Origin of the sequence: Algoriphagus sp. (assembly GCF_013373065.1) — a bacterium.
Taxonomy (GTDB): Bacteria; Bacteroidota; Bacteroidia; order Cytophagales; family Cyclobacteriaceae; genus Algoriphagus.
In genome coordinates this window covers 1-18,975 of the sequence record NZ_JABXIN010000022.1, presented here as the reverse complement: position 1 = coordinate 18,975, position 18,975 = coordinate 1, and the positions used below count along the sequence as shown (strand labels likewise).

The window sequence follows — 18,975 nt, the reverse complement described above, 5'->3', positions numbered from 1 at the left end:
TTTGCATGAAAATCCGAGTAGAAGCAGCTTCAAAACGCTTCCAATACGAATGGATTTTCAAAAATCTTTCGATCCAATTGGAGTCCGGTGATTCTTTAGCGATTACGGGGAGCAATGGTTCCGGTAAATCAACCTTATTGAAATGCCTAACAGGCTCCATCCCTTTGACTTCTGGAAAGATCGAATTTTCAATTGAAGGAAAAGGAATAGAAGAATCGGATTGGTTTAAGCATCTAAGTATAGCTGCGCCTTACTTGGAGCTACCGGAAGAATTCACACTCTCCGAATTACTGGATTTCCACTTTAAGTTTAAAAAGCCAATTAAAGGTATTTCTATACAAGAAATTCTCGAATTGGTTTACTTAAAAGAGCATCATGGGAAATTCGTCTCCCAGTTTTCTTCTGGAATGAAGCAAAGGCTGAAGCTGGCCCTTGCTTTACTATCCAAATCGGATGTGATTTTTCTTGACGAACCAACATCTAACCTCGATAAAAAAGGAATCGCTTGGTATCAAAAACTTGTAGAAAGCTATCAATTGAATCGAATTCTGATTGTTTGCTCAAATGAGCAGCGTGAATATGATTTTTGCCAACAAAAATTGGCTTTAGAAGATTATAAATAAATTACACGTTTTGAACTTAGGAGTATATCCCTAATTTTAAATTTCTAATTGAAAAGAGTATGAAACAGTTTGTAGGAAAATGGTCCCTATTTGCATTTTTAATTACTTTTTTGTGGGCCTGTGGTGGAGATAGCCCCTCACCTCAACCTCCACAAAAAACACCTGAAGAATTAGCCATTGAAGCCCTAACAGGAACAGGGACACAAGCTTGGGCGATTGCTGGAGGTGGATCCGTGACTCGAAGTGGAACAGCAGTTACTGATCTTTATCAAAATTTCGAATTGATCATGAACTCCGGCTCTGCGAAAACTTATACTACATTAAACAACAATGATCTGTTTGATGCTTCAGGAAATTGGAGTTTTGCAGGAACCAACTTTGATAAATTTTCTCTAACTGGTGGAAAACCTGCCGCAGGAAGAGAAATTTCCTTTACCAAAACGGGTGATAATCTAAGATTGCAATTTACAATTCCTGCACCAGGGGCAAGAATTAACGGAGTGCAAGCCGTTGCAGGAAGCTATGTTTTTAATCTTGTTAAAAAATAAACCAATCCAACACACACTATTTATTGAGGGCTTTCAAGGCCCTCTTTTTTTTACCCTTACTCGTAAAAATCAGCGTTATTTTTTTTCAAAATTCTTTTATACGCTACCAAAAACCTGACTTTAATCATATAGGCTTATGGAATTGGTCACAATGGTCGACGAAGGGTCCATGTAGATTTGCATAAACACCTACGTCTATGGAGACCAAAATACCCTATAGCATCAAACTTCATTTGCCTGATGAAATTATGCGCGAATATAACTGTCCCGTTTTAACAAGGGATTTTTGGCCAGGACAATTGGAAAGCCTCATGTGTGACGCATTGGATGGTGAACCTTCCTTAATCACGGTAGATTTAATCAAAGTTTTGGATTGGCTTCGGATGGAAGAACTTCCCAAGCATATTGATAAAGAAGTTTGTGAAATCCCCGTCTTACTTTATGTATCAGATTTTTCGACCAACCACCTTCTTTTTCATTACGATGGCACTCCTCAATCCGCACAATTAATTCGGCATTTCATCAATTTATTTCAGAATAAAATTAAAAACAGCAAAGCTACCATTATATCACCCTCCTTTATTCCAAAATCCAAAATCCGAGAAGAGCAGGACTTAATCCAACTAGTCGCAAAATCAACTCGAGAAACCAGCTTTATCAAGTTCAATTTTATTCGAATTGGGGACTTTTGGACCTATGCTGTCAAGCACAATTGTACCCTTTTAGTCACTACAAAAAATTACCAAGCTGACCTTACCAAGGTCCTCTATCATTTTTATAAAAGTAAAATGTGGAGTAACCAATTGTCTTTTTATCTATCCGTTTAAGTCATTTCAAGAACTGATAAATGTCATGTTTTTAGCTTGATTAATAGGTAATTTTTGTAAAAAAGAAAGTATGCCCAATACGATCAATACCGAAAAAACTAAATGCTATCATTGTGGGGAAACCTGCGAGAATGATGCATTGGCTATTGATGACAAAATATTCTGCTGTCAGGGCTGCAAACTTGTTTACGAGGTGCTTTCTGAAAATGATATGTGCACTTACTATGATTTAGGGGCACATCCAGGAGAAAGTCAAAAAGAGAAAAGCAGCAGAAGCAACCGATTTGACTATCTCAAAGATCCAGAAACCGCAAAGAAGCTTCTGGATTTCCAAAATGAAACAGAAAGCCATGTAACTTTTTATATCCCCTTAATTCATTGCGCTTCCTGCATTTGGTTATTGGAAAACCTGTATCAAATCCACCCCGGTATCACATTCAGTCGGGTTGATTTCATAAAAAAGAAGGTTCAGATCAAATTCCAGCATCAAAAAATAAGCTTGCAGGAATTAGTCAGTTTGTTGTCTACCATAGGATATGAACCCAAAATATCGCTTTCTAACCTTGATAAAAAAGCTCAGAGCAGTTCAGTAGATCGAAGAACTGTAAAACGATTGGCAGTTGCCGGTTTTTGTTTTGGCAACATGATGCTATTCAGCGTTCCTGAATATTTCTCGGAAGTAGAATTAATAGCTGAAAATTTCCGTGGCCTTTTCAATTATCTCAATGTCTTGTTGGCCATTCCTGTGGTGACCTACGCTGCCAGTGACTACTACATTTCAGCTTGGAATTCAGTAAAGCAGCGCCGGATCAACATGGATGTTCCGATCGTATTAGGAATCGCTACCCTTTTTGTCTATAGCTTATGGGAAATTTTTGCCCATGGAAATGCCGGCTATATGGACAGCCTTGGGGGATTACTTTTCTTCTTACTACTCGGGAAAATCTACCAGCAAAAAACATTCTCAGCATTGGAATTTGATCGGGATTACAAATCCTATTTTCCTATCGCTGTCACCAAATTAGTCCAAAATCAAGAAGAAGTTATTCCCCTAACAAAACTGGAGGTTGGAGACGTAATCTTGGTTCGGGATGAAGAATTAATCCCTGCTGATTCCTTATTACTAAGCGATACCGCTCATATCGATTACAGTTTTGTAACTGGAGAAGAAGTTCCTGTTCCCAAGCGAAAAGGAGAATTGATTTATGCCGGAGGACGGCAAAAAGGAGAACCTATTCTATTGACCATTCAAAAATCTCCTTCCCAAGGTTACCTTACAGACCTTTGGAATAATGAGAGTTTCGAAAAGTCTAAGGATAAATTACTCGAACCACTTTCAAATAAAGTTTCAGGAATTTTCACCTGGACGGTATTGAGCATTGCCTTGATCGCTTTCCTTTTCTGGCTTCCTACAGACCTGTCTTTTGCCATCAAGGTATTAGCCTCCGTTTTGATTGTAGCCTGCCCCTGTGCTTTGGCCATGTCCACACCATTCACCTTGGGAAACACGCTTCGCATTTTTGGTAGAGATAAATTTTACCTCAAAAATGCCAGTGTGGTAGAACGATTGGCCTTGGTGGATACGGTAGTATTTGATAAAACGGGAACCTTAACCGATCCTGCAAGAGCCCAAATCAAATTTTACGGGGAATCCCTTTCAGAAGAAACCAAAGCCATTTTAAAATCAATGGTGTCACGGTCCACCCATCCTCTGAGTAACAGGATCAATGGGTGGCTTGGAAATATTACTGGAAAAAAATTAAGTTTCATTCAAGAGGAGAAAGGAAAAGGGATAAAAGGAATTTATCTGGGACAGGAAATCCGATTAGGTTCGGCAAGTTTCTGTGCTATTAAAAATCCAGTCTCTCATCGAGAGGGAAATCTTGTATACCTCAGCATTTCAGGAGTTGAATTAGGCTATTTCCATATTCTGTCAGGTTTAAGAGCCAAGGCACCTGAGGTGATTTCTTCACTTGAACAGAGCTATGAACTTCACCTCCTATCTGGAGACCATGCACATGAACTCAACTCTCTAAAGCAAAATTTGGGAAAATCGATTTATTATCATTTCCAACAAAACCCAATCGAAAAACTCACCTATTTACAATCCTTAAACGAGGATGGAAAAAGAACCCTTATGATTGGAGATGGGCTCAACGATGCAGGAGCTCTTCAGGAAAGTGAGGTAGGGATCGCTATTTCAGACCGGGTAAGTCACTTTTCCCCTGCTAGTGACGCAATTCTTGATGCCAGTTCTTTTTCAAAAATTCCAAAATACCTCGACTTCGCCAAGAAGAGTCGGAACATCATCAAAGCCAGTTTTGGTTTGAGCTTTCTTTACAATGTGGTAGGCATCAGCCTGGCCGTGCAGGGCATTCTGAGCCCTGTGATTTGTGCCGTTTTGATGCCACTATCCAGTATTTCAGTAGTGGTTTTCACCACCCTTTCTACCAATGCATTAGCCTGGAAGATGGGCCTTATCCAATCAAAAACCGAAAAATAATATGGAAGTCATCTTTCTCTTAATCGGTGTAAGTCTCGTGTTAGCAGGCAGCTTTTTGTATCTGTTTTTTAAGGCAGTAAAAAGCGGTCAATTTGAAGATGACTACACCCCCTCCGTACGAATTCTTTTCGATAATCATAAAAAAACAAGTAAACATCAACCAATAAAACCTAAGTCCAATGAATGACGCTACACTGGAAAGGTTCCAATACGACAATAAGATTGTCAAGTATTTTGGAGCCGCTACAATTATTTGGGGCATAGTAGGTATGCTAGTGGGAGTAATCGCCGCAACCCAACTATTCTGGCCTGAGGCAAATTTGGGCAATCCCTACACAACTTTTGGTAGGATTCGTCCTCTGCATACCAATGCAGTAATCTTTGCCTTTGTGGGAAATGCAATTTTTGCTGGGGTCTACTACTCCATGCCGAGGTTGCTAAAAACCCCAATGTGGAACAAATCCTTAAGCTGGTTCCATTTCTGGGGATGGCAATTAATCATTTTAGCTGCCGCCATCACCCTACCCCTTGGTCTGACAACCTCCAAGGAATATGCAGAATTGGAGTGGCCAATTGACATTGCCATTGCCCTCGTATGGGTTGCTTTTGGAGCTAACATGATCGGAACACTTATCAAGCGACGGGAACGTCACATGTACGTGGCTATCTGGTTTTACTTGGCTTCTTTCGTAACAGTAGCAGTCCTTCATATTTTCAATTCCCTGGAACTTCCAGTGTCTTTTACTAAAAGTTACTCTGCTTATGCAGGTGTTCAAGATGCCTTGGTACAATGGTGGTATGGTCATAATGCAGTTGCATTCTTCCTAACCACACCTTTTTTAGGATTGATGTATTATTTCCTTCCTAAAGCAGCCAATCGGCCAGTTTACTCTTATAAGCTATCCATTGTCCACTTCTGGTCTTTGATCTTCATCTACATGTGGGCAGGGCCTCACCACCTGCTTTACACAGCACTTCCTGAATGGGCTCAGGTATTGGGAACGGTTTTCTCCGTGATGCTGATTGCTCCTTCTTGGGGGGGTATGGTGAATGGACTATTGACTTTAAGAGGAGCATGGGATAAGGTCAGAAATGAACCCGTATTGAAATTTATGGTAGTTGCAGTAACTGCTTACGGTATGTCAACCTTCGAAGGCCCTATGCTTTCACTTAAAAATGTGAATGCAATTGCACACTACACTGACTGGATTGTAGCCCACGTTCACATTGGAGGTTTGGGTTGGAACGGGTTCTTGACCTTCGGTATGCTTTACTGGATGTGGCCAAGACTTTTCAAAACTACCATCTACTCCCAAAAAATGGCGAATGCGCATTTTTGGATAGGTACATTGGGTATAATTTTCTACGCCCTCCCGATGTATGTATCCGCCTTGACTCAATTCTTGATGCTTCGTGAATTTGATGAAATGGGTCGTTTAGCCTATGGCAACTTCCTTCAAACTGTAGTAGAAATCGTTCCGATGTATATTCTACGTGCATTCGGAGGTCTCCTCTATTTGTCTGGAGCAATTATAATGGTGTACAACATGTACAAAACAGCTCAAAAAGGAACCTTTGAAGCTTATGAAGAAGATCAAGCTCCTGCATTGGCTAAAAACTATAATCCAGCGGGAGAATTTTGGCACAGAGCATGGGAAAGAAAGCCAGTTTTCTTTACCGTTTTGGCAACTGTAGCTATTGCAATTGGTGGTGCAATTGAGATTATCCCAACCATTTTGGTAAAATCAAATGTACCGACCATTTCTTCAGTAAAACCTTATACCCCTCTTGAACTAGAAGGACGAGATCTCTATATCGCCAATGGTTGTGTGGGTTGTCATTCTCAAATGATCCGACCATTCCGTTTTGAAACTGAGCGATATGGCGAATATTCGAAAGCAGGTGAATTCGTCTATGATCGACCTTTCCTTTGGGGATCGAAGCGGACTGGACCAGACTTGCACCGTATCGGTGGAAAATATCCTGACTCATGGCACTACTTCCACATGGAAGACCCTACTTCCATGTCTCCAGGATCTTTGATGCCTCCTTATCCATGGATGAAGGAGAATGTGATGGATTACTCCGATCTACCTGCTAAGATCAGAACACTACAGAAACTAGGTGTACCATATCCAGAAGGGTATGATGAGCAAGCAGTGACTGATTTGGAAAAACAAGCCAATGAAATCGTCACCAACTTAAAAGATGCAGGCGTAGAGGTGATGCCAAACACAGAAATTGTGGCGCTGATCGCTTACTTACAGCGTCTAGGTACGGATATTAAAGCAACTGCTTCCAATTAAACCCAGGAAATCATGTATAAAGAAGTATTAAGATCAATCGAAAATATCGAAATCTACCCAGTGATTTCCTTGCTCATCTTTGTGCTGTTTTTTCTGGGAGTATTCGTTTGGGTGAAAAGCTTACCCAAAGAACTTGTGGACCATATGAAGTCCCTACCAATGGAAAATGATGACGAATTAACCAAACACCAGCCATGAAAAAGTTTCTAACCCTTTTAATAACAATCGGGTGGTTTCCCACCCTGAGTGCATTTGCTCAGACCGAAACCTCCAATTGGTATACGGATCTACAAGCTATGGACCCCGCCCAGATGACTCTATTGGTCATTCTAGGCATCGTTCTGCTTGTGATTGTACTGTTACTCCTTTTAATGGTATACCTGATGTCCTTCATGGTTGCCGTGTTCAAAAAGGAAAACCCAGAATTGGCAAATGAGCCAACTTGGTGGGAAAAGTTTAAAGAGCGATTTGTAACCGGTAAAATGGATGTGGTAGGAGGAAAAGAAGAAAAAGCCAAAATGATGGCTGATCACTCCTACGATGGAATTACCGAATTGGATAATTTCATGCCTCCATGGCTGCAATGGGTATTTATTTTAACCATCATTTTTGGGGTTGGCTATTTCACCTACTACTCCATACTTGGATTAGGACTCACCGGTGTGGAAGAGTATCAGGAAGAGCTTCGAGTAGAGGCTATAGCAGCTGAGGCTAGGATGGCCACAATGGCGGCCTCCATTGATGAAACCAACGTAACGTTCGATGATTCGCAGGCAAGCTTGGCGATAGGCAAGTCCATCTTTGAAGCAAATTGCGCAGCTTGCCATGCTGCTGATGGTGGTGGTGGTGTTGGTCCTAATTTGACAGACCAATATTGGTTGCATGGAGGTTCCATTCAGGATGTCTTCTCAATAGTCAAGTATGGTGTAGTCAGCAAAGGGATGGTTCCTTGGGAAGATCAACTTTCTCCACAGGAAATCCAACAAGTCTCCAGCTACATCCTTACACTTGTAGGAACCTCTCCAGCAAACCCTAAAGAACCACAGGGAGAATTAGAAACTCCCAAAGCAGAGCCTGAGTCCGTGACTGAAAGCACAACTGAGGCAACGACGCTTTGATAGATTTGGTCTACCGGTGAAATCCCGGTAGACCTAAATTAAAATTCAAAATGGCACAGAAAAACCCACACCTCAATCCAGAATCCTTTCGCGACTCACTATCAACCGTTAAGGAGGATGGAAAACGTTATTGGGTCTATCCCAAAAAAGTTCGGGGTTTTTTCTATAAATACAGAACCTACCTTTCTTGGGTTTTACTTGCGATTTTATTTATCGGTCCCTTCATTCAAGTAGATGGTAGACCTTGGTTATTATTCAATATTTTTGAGCGGAAATTCATCATTTTTGGAGCCGTTTTCTGGCCTCAAGACACACATTTACTGATTTTTCTCTTATTGATATTTTTTGTTTTTGTTATTCTATTTACAGTCATTTTTGGGCGAATATGGTGCGGGTGGGCATGCCCTCAAACTCTATTCATGGAAATGGTGTTTCGAAAAATCGAATACTTGATTGAAGGTGATGCAAACCAACAACGAGCACTTGATGCAAGCCCTTGGAATACCAATAAAATCATAAAGAAGGGGAGTAAAATCCTGATCTTCGCCGGAATTTCTCTTCTCATCGGTCATTTGGTCATGGCCTACCTAATTGGAATCGATCAAGTTCAAGAAATAATTACCAAACCCCCGACCGAAAACTTAGCAGGATTTATTGGCCTAGTGGCCTTCTCGGGAATTTTCATGTTTGTCTTTACTTGGTTTCGCGAGCAAGCTTGTACAGTTGTTTGTCCCTATGGTAGACTTCAAGGAGTACTTTTGGACAACAACTCCATCAATGTGATGTATGATTATGTGCGTGGAGAACCAAGGGCTCCGATCAGAAAAAATAAAGTGGATGAGTCACCAAAAGGTGATTGTATAGATTGTGGACTTTGTGTACAAGTCTGCCCTACTGGAATTGATATACGGAACGGTGTCCAAATGGAATGCGTGAATTGTACTGCCTGTATTGATGCATGTGATGAGGTGATGGAGAAAGTGGAGCGGCCGAAAGGTCTTATACGATACGCTTCCGAAAACAGTATTCAACAAGGTTTTCAAAAGTTGATTACCGGAAGAGTAAGAGCCTATTCTGTTGTTTTGGTTTTATTGGTAACTGCATTTATTACCTTGATCGCAACGCGGGATGAACTTCAGGCAACCATCACGAGATTTCCAGGAATGACCTACCAATTACGTGACAATGGAACCGTTTCAAACCTATACCAAATCACTCTGATCAATAAAACATTTGAACAGCAAACCGTTCATCTTTCATCGCTTGTTGAAGGACTTGATGTGGAAGTGGTAGGCGGAAAAGATTGGGTATTGGAACCTCAGTCAAAGGTAGAAGGACGATTTTTCTTGGTAACGGATCAAAATAGGGTAGTTACTCCGCAACAGGACGTCAAACTTTCGCTAATCCATAAGGAAAAAGAGATAGACGAAATTGAAACGAGCTTTATGGCTCCCGTATCAAAAGAATAAATTATGAATTGGGGAAAAGGAATATTGCTTTCAATCATTGTTTTTATTGGGATTATCATGACTATGGTTGTGATCTCCGTAAGAATGGATGGGATTGAACTTGTCAGGGATAATTATTACGAAGCAGAAATCAAGTACCAAGAGCAAATTGATAAAGAAGCCTCAACCTTGGCTCTCGACCGTGAGGTTATACGATATGATATCCAAACAAAATCCATGATTTTAGACCTTCCTGTTGGAGCAAAGGGAAACCTTCAATTATTCCGGCCTTCTGACGCAAGTCTGGATAAATCTTTATCCATTGAAATTAATGAAGAAGGAAAGAAGGCGGTCTCAGTGGCGGATTTAAAACCTGGATATTGGAGAGTCCAGTTAAGCTGGACTGAAAATGGCGTGGCCTTTTATCAAGAAAAGAAAATAACTATCTAAATGCTTTGGACTGCCTTTCTTTTGGGATTTTTGGGTTCATTCCACTGTGTGGGAATGTGCGGTCCTATTGCATTGGCAGTTGGAAATGCAGGGAATTCAGGCTTTCTGTGGAACAAAATTCTTTATAACCTAGGACGTAGTGTAACCTATGCGGCATTAGGTTTAGTAATTGGATTTTTAGGGTTTTCCCTCTCGCTGGCAGGAATCCAACAAGGATTTTCAATCGGAATGGGAGTTCTTTTAGTTTTGCTCTCTTTGAATTATAAGAAGTCTGAGCAGATTTTGACCATTCCTTGGCTATCAGGAGTAGTCTATTGGGTAAAATCAAAACTATCTTATTTCTTAAAGAAAGGTGGAAAGCCAGCTTTTTTCGCAACAGGGTTAGCCAATGGTTTACTTCCTTGCGGAATGGTTTATATGGCGCTTATTGCAGCTTTAGGTTTCCAAAACCCTTACCTTGGAGCAACTTACATGTTCTTTTTTGGAATAGGAACCATCCCTCTCCTCCTCTTTTTAATGTATTCAGGAAAATTAATCAGCGTAAAAACCCGACTGAATTTCCAAAAAGCAATCCCCTATTTAGGAGTGATATTGGGAGTACTTTTTATTTTCAGGGGATTGGGACTGGGCATTCATGGACTGAGTCCTGATATCCAGATTTTCAACTATGGAACTGAGCAAATTGGCATCACCGTCTGTGAATAGGCTCAAATTGCTTTGCTAAACACCAATTCTCTCGTTTGATTCTGAAGTCTATTGTCGAAAACCTTACAGATCTGACGGATAAATAAAACTCCATCTTTGGTAACCTGAAGCTGATTTCCATCTAATTCTACTAATTTCTCTTGCTGCATTTCGCCTAATTGGAGCAATTGGTTTTCACTCAATATTCCCCATAAATCTCTAGAAATGATTGACTGATGATTGCAAATTAAATCCAGAATAAAATCGCGAATCATCAAGTCCTCATTGGTCATCCGATGCCCCTTTGTAATAGCCCAATCTCCTTTAGCGATAACGGATTGATAGGAATTAATGCTTTTTTCATTTTGGGCATAGGCCAAATGAATATCGCTGATACTACTCGCGCCAAGCCCAATCAGGATTTTTGAAGGCGAGGTCGTAAAACCCATAAAATTCCGATGCAAAGTTCCCTGCTGAAGAGCCAAATAAAGAGGGTCTTCCTTCTTCGAAAAGTGGTCCATTCCGATTTCAACATACCCTGCTTCCCGCAACTTTTTCTTTCCAAATTCATAAAGCTCTCGCTTTTCTAATTCATTAGGGAGATGATTTTCATAACTCTTCTGAGCAGGAAATGAACTTGGAACATGTGCGTAGCTGTAAAAAGCAATTCGATCGGGGGAAAGAGAAATCACCTTTTCAAAAGTGTCCTCTAACGTAAGTAGAGTTTGGTGAGGCAATCCATAAATCAAATCAAAATTGATGGAAGTATACCCAAAACTTCTTGCTTGATCAGTCGCTTTTTGAACCTTTTCAAAATGTTGAATCCGGTGAATTGCCTGCTGTACTGTTTCATCAAAATCCTGTATCCCAAAACTAACCCGATCAAACCCTAGCTCTGCTAAGACTTCAAGGTGCTCTTTGGTCGTATTATTAGGGTGCCCCTCAAAACTAAATTCACGATTTTCTGAAACCTCAGCCGATTTAAGAATAGACGAAATCAGATAATTCAGTGATTGTGGGGAAAAAAATGTTGGAGTGCCTCCTCCCAAATGAATACCAGAAATTTGAGGTTTTTCCCCAAAGTATTCCAAATACTTTTTCCATTCCTGAATTAAGGCATCTAAATATGGTTCTTCTACTCCGTGATTCTTTGTGATACGCTTATTACATCCACAATAGATACAGAGACTTTCACAAAATGGTAAATGAATGTAAAGACTTACGCCATCCTCCTTTCCATACATTGAAAATGATTTAGAAACCAATTCACCCCAATCTTCCGATAGTAGATCATTGTCCCAAAGAGGGACAGTTGGATAACTGGTATACCGTGGAGCAGGAGTATTGTACTTTTTAATGAGTGCGAAATTGCCCATAGATAACTGATTTGGAAGGTCAAAAATGAAAACAAAAAAAAACTGAAGTAGTGACAGGAACTAGCTTGAAAAATGACATAAATCAGGATTTACAGAAATCTGAACCTAGTTGCCTAAGATTGATTTTTATTTTGGTTTGCATTAGATTCGGACATAGCTCAAATCGACAATGGGAGTACTTAAAAAAATCGGTTTTTTTAGCGCATTAATCCTGCCTATTCTACTTATCTCGGGATATTATTTGGGAGGATTCAACCGGTGGTTGATTCACATTTTTGTATTTGTTCTTGTCCCCCTAATGGATTATTTGATCAGCACGGATACGACGAATATTCCAAAAGAAGCAGTCTCCAAGGTCGCAAAAGAACGGTTTTACCAATGGGTAACATTTTCCTGGGTCTATATCCAATTAGCAGTCCTAGGTTGGGCTTTCTATGTAGTCGCCACAGATAATCTTTCAATTGTAGATTGGCTTTCATTGACCACAGGAATGGCACTTGTGACAGGAGGAATTGGGATTACTGTCGCTCATGAATTAGGACACAAAAGCGGAAAATTAGAACAGCTTTACGCCAAAATCCTTTTGATGACGGTATGCTACATGCATTTCATTATAGAGCATAATCGGGGACACCATGTCCGGGTAGCAACTCCTGAAGATCCAGCTACCAGTCGATTCGAGGAAAATTTCTATGCTTTTTGGCTGCGATCAGTTTGTGATGGTTATCGCAGCGCATGGAAAATAGAGAGGGAGCGACTTCAAAAGAAAAAATTACGCTTTTACTCTGTTCATAATGAAATGATCCAGTATACCCTGATTCCAATTTTATTTATAGCATTAGTGTTTATTGGATTTTCTATGGCTTTGGATCGATGGGTTTGGGAAGTCCCCGTATTCTTTTTTGGACAAAGTATTTTAGCATTTAGCCTCTTGGAAGCTGTTAATTATTTAGAGCATTATGGAATGGAACGAAAACTTCTCGAAAATGGGAGATATGAACGGGTAACTCCCATTCATTCCTGGAATGCGAGTCATAGGGTAAGTAATTTTCTCTTATTCCAATTGCAACGCCATTCTGATCATCATGCTTTTGCCCATAAACCATATCAAATTCTCAATCACTACGATGAAAGTCCTCAACTGCCAGCGGGCTATTCTGCTATGATCATTGTTGCATTTTTTCCGCCGATATGGTTTTCAATGATGAACCCACGATTGATTCAATGGAAGGAAAAAACCTTTGAAGGATCAGTCCAATAAGAAGTTATTAAGGAAACTGCTTTTCAGAATTAACCACAACAAGAAAAAGATCATCCCCCAAAAAAGGTAAACCCGATAATAATCGGTCGTTTCCCGATACCGATTTTCCATAATTTCACTTTTTTCAAGTTGATCTATACGTTGAAAAATATCTTGAAGGGCATTCCCGTCACTTGCTCTGAAGAACTCCGCTTGTGTCAAATTAGCGATTTCTCGAAGGTTTGTTTCATCCAAATAGCTTTCAACCATTTGCGGTCTTCCAAAAAAATCCGTTCCGTAAGGAACCATCCCATCTTTTCCGACTGCGATCGTATAAATTTTGATTCCCAAAGCGGATGCTAATTGTGCCGCAAAAAGCGGGTCTACATTCCCAGCATTGCTTTCCCCGTCACTGAGCAATATCATCACTTTAGAAACAGATTCAGCATCTTTGAGACGATTAGTCCCTGCAGCTATGGCAGAACCAATTGCTGTTCCCTTTGCTTCCATGATGTCAAATGAAATCTCCGAAATCAATTCGGTCAGTAATTTGTAATCATTGGTCAAAGGCGCCAAAGAAAAAGCCTCCCCCGCAAAAACCACAATCCCAATCCGATCGCCAAATCGACCTTGAATAAAATCAATGGCAGTTTGCTTAGCTGCTTCTAAACGATTGGGAGAAAAATCCTGCAAATCCATGGACTCCGAAATATCCATCACCAGCATAATATCGATCCCCTCAGTATACTGCTCTACTCGTTCATTCGTTCGCTGAGGCCTTGCCAAGGCGATTATGATAAAAACCAAGCTCAAGTAAAAAAGAAGCGAAGGAATAAGCCTTAAATAAGTCCAAGGGTTGTTTTGAGCTACTTTTTTGGGTAGTGATAGTTCTAATACTGGGTTCTTCAAAAACTTGATCGCTTTTCGAAGTAGCATCAAAAACAGAATTACCCAAATCAGATGAAGAAATAGCGGTTTCTCCCACTCATAACTTTGAAAAGCTTCGAGGGTAAACCAGGAAAACCTAAAAAAATCAGACAATTGCTCGATCATGCTTGATGTTTTTTAGTTTTTGCTCAAACTTTTCCTCTGCCACTTCCAGCAAGTAACCTGCAGCCTCTTTGATTTCGGATTGGGCACCAGCATAAATAATTAATTCAATAGCTCTTAGGGAACTGAAAATTTTCAAATCATCTAATTTTTCACCTAACTCGCTGGAAGTCCATTCTTTGATCGGAAGCCCTGTGATCGACTCCATATACCCTTTCCAAATTCCAAGAAGTTCATCGGCAGCTTCCATACTCGGCTGAGATTCCAAATTGGAAGTTGCTTCATTCCAACGTTTCGCGAATTTCTTCCACCTACGTTTCTCATTTCGCTCAAACAAAAACCGCTTTATCCGATCGCCAAATAACCAGTAGCCTCCTCCAATGAGAATGATTAAACCTATTGAAATTATTCCTAAAAGAATCAAATCCCATTTTTTGGGGATAGGTTGATATACATTGTTCTCCTGAAACATCAACTCCTCAGGAATTGAATCCAGTGTCCATTTCACAGCAATGCTTGCCTCAAGTGGAAAATGCGTAATACTATCATATCTCGAAAGCTCAAAAACAGGTAATGTCAAATAAGCCACCGAATCCAATTCAAAATTGGAAAGAAAATAAATGGTACTATCTGCAGTCACAGAGTCCTGCGTACTACTTAGGAATGTTTGCTTTTCCAAGAGGACAAATGGCGAAAAGTCATAGGTAGAATCCGGAAATATCAACTGTCGGTCTGCAGGATAGGTCGCTTTCAGCACATACCCCACTCGCTCTCCAAGTTTCGCAGAATCGGACATAAAATATCCATTGACTTGAACCTCCTGGGCCATCAAGGAAGCAGATAGCAAAAGAAAAGCAAATAGAATCCTAACCTTAACCACGCTTCATTGATTTGTTTCTATACTTAAACAATTCCATCAAGGGCAATACAATATCCTCGGTAGTATCAATCGCCAAATAATTGATTTGATTTTTTTTGCAAATCAATTTTAAATGATCACGTTCTGAGGTAAAGGTCTCTGATATTTTCTTTGAGAAACTACCAAAGGCAGTATTTACCCAAGTAGTTCTTCCCTTTTCCTTATCAAAAACAGGGATTATTCCCAAGGAAGGCAATGCTGATTCCCGTGGATCAGTCAATTGAATAGCCACTAAATCATGCTTCTCTGCCATCGCTCTAAATGAGCGCTCATATCCTTCATCGATGAAATCAGAAATAACCACGATGATACTTCGCTTTTTTATCAAATTGAGGGCATAAGAGAACATTTCATTGAGATCCGTTTTTAGGGAAATATTTTGATGATCAAAAATACCTCGAACTACCTTAACGGCTTGTTTACTTCCTTTTCCCGGAAGAATCACTTTTTCCTTTTGATCTGAAAAGCTGATCAAGCCAACCTGGCTTCCTTCAAAAATGGCTGCAAGCGTAAGAACGCCGGCAATAACTTTTCCTTGATCGATTTTCTTATGGCCGGTTTGACCAATATCTTGACTACCTGAAATATCCAATAAAAAATAGACAGATTGTTCCTTATCCTCTTTGAATGTCTTTACAAAGGTACCATGACCTTTTGCAGAAACTTTCCATTCAATAGTCCGTACATCATCTCCATATTGATAGGGCCGCAAGTCGTCAAATTCAAGTCCTGAACCCTTAAAGAGAGACTGATAATCCCCTTGAAGGTGATTATTGGCCACCTTTCGGATCATGATTTCATACTTTCTAAGCTTGCTGAAAAGCTGCTGATTCATCCCTTGACAATTTAACGGCCTAAGATAAACCTCCCTCTCCAATAATAAAATCAAGCTTACAGGAAGGGTCGTTCGATATTCAGTTAAAAAAACCTAATTTTAGTGCATGAAATCACAGTTTTGGGCTATTCTGACACTTTTCCTTCTTCTTGGATGTGAAAGTAAAAAAAAGCAATCCCCCCTACTTTCTGAAGATGAAATGGTGAGCATTTTAATTGACATTCATCTCACTGAAGGAATTGCTAGCGCTCTTCCCATTTCTTACGATTCATCCCAAACTGTTTATTCTTTAATGGAACTCGAGGTGTTCAAAAAGCATGGCGTAGAGGATTCCATTTTCCATGAAAGTTTGCGCTATTATTTACAGTTTCCGGATGAAATGGATAAACTTTATGCCCGCGTAATTGATTCATTGGTAGTAAAAGAATCTGCCCCAGAAAGTCAAGAATCATTCTGATGCTATACCCCAAAAATCTCGAACAAAAGATAAACTTTCAGAAGATCAAAGATCTAGTCAAAGAAGAATGTACTTCCTCTTTGGGAAAAGGGTTTGTTGACAAAATTTCCTTTTCAGCAGATCTGAAGTTGATCCAGAAACTATTAAATCAAACGGCTGAATTTAAGGAAATTCTTATTTCAGGAGAAACATTTCCAAGTTCGAATTTTACAGATTTGGGCTTTTTTCTAGAAAAAGCGAAGCTAGAAGGCACATTTCTAGACGAGGAAGAGTTTCATGAAATCAAACTGGCTTTACGAACACTTCAAGGCTGTTTGAATTTTTTCGCCAAGCATGGAGATTTTTATCCCACTTTGTCCCAATTATTGGCCATGGTAATGGATTTGGATCTTTCCCTTTTGAAAGAGATTGATCGCGTCTTGGACGAAAAAGGGAAAATGAAAAGCAATGCTAGTAAAGAGTTGCAGTTAATTCGATCCCAAATCATCTATGAAGAAACCCGTCTTCGAAAAGTTATGGAGCGGATTTTCAAGGAAGCCAAGGCCAAAGGACTGACAGTAGAAGATGCCGGTATCACAATTCGATCCGGAAGAATGGTTATCCCTGTTGCGGCGGAAAATAAACGCAAAATGAGAGGCTTCATTCATGACGAGTCTGCAACTGGACAGACTGTCTTTATGGAGCCTGAAGAGGCACTGGATATCAATAATGAAATCCGAGACTTGGAATACATGGAGCGACGGGAGATTATTCGGATTCTAACCGAATTGACCAATCACTTACGGCCATCCATCCCAGCTCTTCGAAAAGCTACCAATTTCTTGGGTTTAATTGATTTTATACGAGCCAAGGCAAAGTTTGCTTTAAAGACCGAAAGTAATAAACCTCAACTTTTTAAGGAGCAACAGCTATTCTGGACAAAAGCAAGACATCCACTTTTAGAACTAGCTTTAAAAGCTCAAAATAGAAATATCGTACCTATTGATATTGAATTAACTAAAGAGCGAAGATTAGTCATTATATCCGGGCCGAACGCAGGGGGTAAATCAGTATCTCTGAAAACCGTCGCCCTGTTACAATACATGCTTCAGTGTGGCTTGTTAATTCCTGTTCATCCTGATTCAAAGTGCTCACTTTTTAAGAACTTCTTTATTGATATCGGAGACGAGCAGAATTTGGAAAATGACCTTTCGACCTACAGTTCTCATCTCATGAGCATGCGGTATTTCACAGATTTTGCTGATAAAAAAACAATCATTTTTATCGATGAATTCGGTACCGGAACGGAGCCTCAGTTTGGGGGAGCTATTGCGGAAGCTGTTTTATTGGAATTAAATAGAAAGGGCGTTTTCGGAATCGTTACGACTCATTACGGAAATTTGAAGCAGACCGCAGATAAACATCCCGGATTGGTGAATGCTGCAATGCGCTATGATGTAGAGCATCTATCCCCATTATATCAATTACAAATTGGAAAACCAGGTTCTTCCTTTGCATTGGAAATTGCCTCTAAAATTGGTATCCGAAAAGAAATATTGAATTATGCTAAATCTCAAATTGGAGATGAGCGGGTACGTTATGATCGACTCCTTACCCAACTTGAGAATGAAAAAAACAAATACGGAATCATTTTAAAGGATGTCCAGGAAAAAGAACAATTGCTTAAAACAAGACTTCAAGAATACAATCAACTAAAAGAGACACTCGAGCAAGCTAAAAAACGAGTTATTCAAGAAGCGAAACTGGAGGCCAAGCGACTTTTAGATGAGACAAATAAAAAAATAGAAAATACCATACGAATTATTAAGGAGGAAAAAGCAGATAAAGAGAAGACTAAAGAAGTAAGAAAGTCGCTGGAACAATTTAAATCAAAGGTAAAACCCGAAAAAATAAGTATTGAACCCATAACCTATAAAACAATCGGAGGAGAAATAAAAGTTGGAGATTGGGTGCGATTAAAGGATAACGGAGCTATTGCAGAAGTTTTGGGACTCAAAAATAAGGAAGCAGAAATATCCATCGGAGACCTTAAATCGATGGTTAAACTGTCACGGTTAGAAAAAATTTCAAAATCAGAAGTTCGCAAAAAAACTCATTCCAAACATTCTACTTCTTATACAACCCAGCAAAAATTAATGGATTTTTCAACGAATCTCGACCTTCGAGGAAAAAGAGGAGAAGAGGTTCTGCCCCTGATTCAAAATTTTATTGATGAGGGTTATATGTTAGGAATTAAAGAATTACGAATTGTACATGGGAAGGGAGATGGGATTTTACGGGAAATAACACGGAATTTACTTCATACTATGCAACCAGTACAAAAAGTTCAAGATGAGCATGCGGATCGAGGAGGTGCAGGTGTTTCCCTAGTTACTTTAAAGTAAATTTTTAAAGCTTAAGCAAAGAAATCCATTCTCTCTCTTTTCCATTAAAAAATTAATTCGTAGTCCCTATAAACGAAAAAAGCCCCTTATGTAAGGGGCTTTTGATAAATGAGGCGGCGACCTACTCTCCCGGGTGTAACCCCAGTACCATCGGCGCTGCAGGGCTTAACTTCTCTGTTCGGGATGGGAAGAGGTGGGACCCCTGCG

At 39.9% G+C, this 18,975-nt stretch carries 18 protein-coding genes and 1 rRNA gene; 14 read left to right on the top strand and 5 right to left on the bottom strand.

Annotated features, from left to right (window positions below; all coding sequences use genetic code 11):
- The first annotated feature begins 5 nt into the window (after positions 1-5).
- From HWE15_RS13675 to HWE15_RS13625, 11 genes are all read left to right on the top strand, one after another.
- Complete coding sequence (locus HWE15_RS13675) at positions 6-623, top strand: ATP-binding cassette domain-containing protein (protein WP_290508107.1); 618 nt, start codon at positions 6-8, stop codon at positions 621-623.
- Between the two features lie 59 nt (positions 624-682).
- On the top strand, positions 683-1,171 hold the full coding sequence (locus tag HWE15_RS13670) for a hypothetical protein (RefSeq protein WP_290508106.1): 489 nt from the start codon (positions 683-685) through the stop codon (positions 1,169-1,171).
- Between the two features lie 197 nt (positions 1,172-1,368).
- Positions 1,369-1,998 carry a hypothetical protein gene (locus tag HWE15_RS13665; RefSeq protein ID WP_290508105.1) on the top strand — a complete coding sequence of 210 codons (630 nt, stop codon included), beginning with the start codon at positions 1,369-1,371 and terminating at the stop codon, positions 1,996-1,998.
- Positions 1,999-2,068: 70 nt separating this feature from the next.
- On the top strand, positions 2,069-4,501 hold the full coding sequence (locus tag HWE15_RS13660; RefSeq protein ID WP_290508104.1) for a heavy metal translocating P-type ATPase metal-binding domain-containing protein: 2,433 nt from the start codon (positions 2,069-2,071) through the stop codon (positions 4,499-4,501).
- A gap of 1 nt (position 4,502) precedes the next feature.
- On the top strand, positions 4,503-4,688 hold the full coding sequence (gene ccoS, locus HWE15_RS13655; RefSeq protein WP_290508103.1) for a cbb3-type cytochrome oxidase assembly protein CcoS: 186 nt from the start codon (positions 4,503-4,505) through the stop codon (positions 4,686-4,688).
- Positions 4,681-6,807: a cytochrome-c oxidase, cbb3-type subunit I gene (ccoN, locus tag HWE15_RS13650; RefSeq protein ID WP_290508102.1), complete on the top strand. Its 2,127-nt coding sequence runs from the start codon at positions 4,681-4,683 to the stop codon at positions 6,805-6,807. The genes ccoS and ccoN overlap by 8 nt, the downstream gene beginning before the upstream one ends.
- Before the next feature lie 12 nt (positions 6,808-6,819).
- Complete coding sequence (locus HWE15_RS13645) at positions 6,820-7,005, top strand: cbb3-type cytochrome c oxidase subunit 3 (RefSeq protein WP_290508101.1); 186 nt, start codon at positions 6,820-6,822, stop codon at positions 7,003-7,005.
- Complete coding sequence (locus HWE15_RS13640) at positions 7,002-7,925, top strand: cbb3-type cytochrome c oxidase N-terminal domain-containing protein (protein WP_290508100.1); 924 nt, start codon at positions 7,002-7,004, stop codon at positions 7,923-7,925. Before HWE15_RS13645 ends, HWE15_RS13640 begins: the two co-directional genes overlap by 4 nt.
- Positions 7,926-7,975: 50 nt before the next feature.
- On the top strand, positions 7,976-9,394 hold the full coding sequence (ccoG, locus tag HWE15_RS13635) for a cytochrome c oxidase accessory protein CcoG (protein WP_290508099.1): 1,419 nt from the start codon (positions 7,976-7,978) through the stop codon (positions 9,392-9,394).
- 3 nt (positions 9,395-9,397) lie between these two features.
- Positions 9,398-9,823 (top strand): FixH family protein, encoded by a 426-nt coding sequence (locus HWE15_RS13630; RefSeq protein WP_290508098.1) that lies wholly within the window; start codon positions 9,398-9,400, stop codon positions 9,821-9,823.
- Positions 9,824-10,528, top strand: coding sequence for a sulfite exporter TauE/SafE family protein (locus HWE15_RS13625; protein ID WP_290508097.1), 705 nt, complete (start codon positions 9,824-9,826; stop codon positions 10,526-10,528).
- Positions 10,529-10,530: 2 nt separating this feature from the next.
- Here the strand turns inward: HWE15_RS13625 and hemN are convergent, their stop codons facing one another.
- A complete protein-coding gene (gene hemN / locus HWE15_RS13620) occupies positions 10,531-11,883 on the bottom strand; it encodes an oxygen-independent coproporphyrinogen III oxidase (protein ID WP_290508096.1) in 1,353 nt (450 codons plus the stop codon).
- A 169-nt stretch (positions 11,884-12,052) separates the two neighbouring features.
- Between hemN and HWE15_RS13615 the strand changes: the two genes are divergently transcribed.
- Positions 12,053-13,144: an alkane 1-monooxygenase gene (locus tag HWE15_RS13615; protein ID WP_290508095.1), complete on the top strand. Its 1,092-nt coding sequence runs from the start codon at positions 12,053-12,055 to the stop codon at positions 13,142-13,144.
- Here the strand turns inward: HWE15_RS13615 and HWE15_RS13610 are convergent.
- Genes HWE15_RS13610 through HWE15_RS13600 form a run of 3 tightly spaced genes read right to left on the bottom strand, consistent with a single transcriptional unit; the run spans position 13,133 to position 15,927 of the window.
- Positions 13,133-14,176 (bottom strand): VWA domain-containing protein, encoded by a 1,044-nt coding sequence (locus HWE15_RS13610; RefSeq protein WP_290508094.1) that lies wholly within the window; start codon positions 14,174-14,176, stop codon positions 13,133-13,135. The genes HWE15_RS13615 and HWE15_RS13610 overlap by 12 nt on opposite strands.
- Positions 14,157-15,053 (bottom strand): hypothetical protein, encoded by an 897-nt coding sequence (locus HWE15_RS13605; protein WP_290508093.1) that lies wholly within the window; start codon positions 15,051-15,053, stop codon positions 14,157-14,159. Before HWE15_RS13605 ends, HWE15_RS13610 begins: the two co-directional genes overlap by 20 nt.
- A complete protein-coding gene (locus HWE15_RS13600; protein ID WP_290508092.1) occupies positions 15,046-15,927 on the bottom strand; it encodes a DUF58 domain-containing protein in 882 nt (293 codons plus the stop codon). Before HWE15_RS13600 ends, HWE15_RS13605 begins: the two co-directional genes overlap by 8 nt.
- Positions 15,928-16,033: 106 nt before the next feature.
- Here HWE15_RS13600 and HWE15_RS13595 point away from each other — a divergent pair, with 106 nt between their 5' ends.
- The gene (locus HWE15_RS13595; RefSeq protein WP_290508091.1) at positions 16,034-16,384 is read left to right on the top strand and encodes a DUF4296 domain-containing protein; all 351 of its coding nucleotides are present in this window, start codon (positions 16,034-16,036) and stop codon (positions 16,382-16,384) included.
- Positions 16,384-18,768 carry a Smr/MutS family protein gene (locus tag HWE15_RS13590; RefSeq protein ID WP_290508090.1) on the top strand — a complete coding sequence of 795 codons (2,385 nt, stop codon included), beginning with the start codon at positions 16,384-16,386 and terminating at the stop codon, positions 18,766-18,768. Before HWE15_RS13595 ends, HWE15_RS13590 begins: the two co-directional genes overlap by 1 nt.
- Positions 18,769-18,876: 108 nt before the next feature.
- On the opposite strand, the gene rrf is transcribed toward HWE15_RS13590, so the two are convergent.
- A 5S ribosomal RNA gene (rrf, locus tag HWE15_RS13585) occupies positions 18,877-18,975 on the bottom strand; the annotation flags it as partial.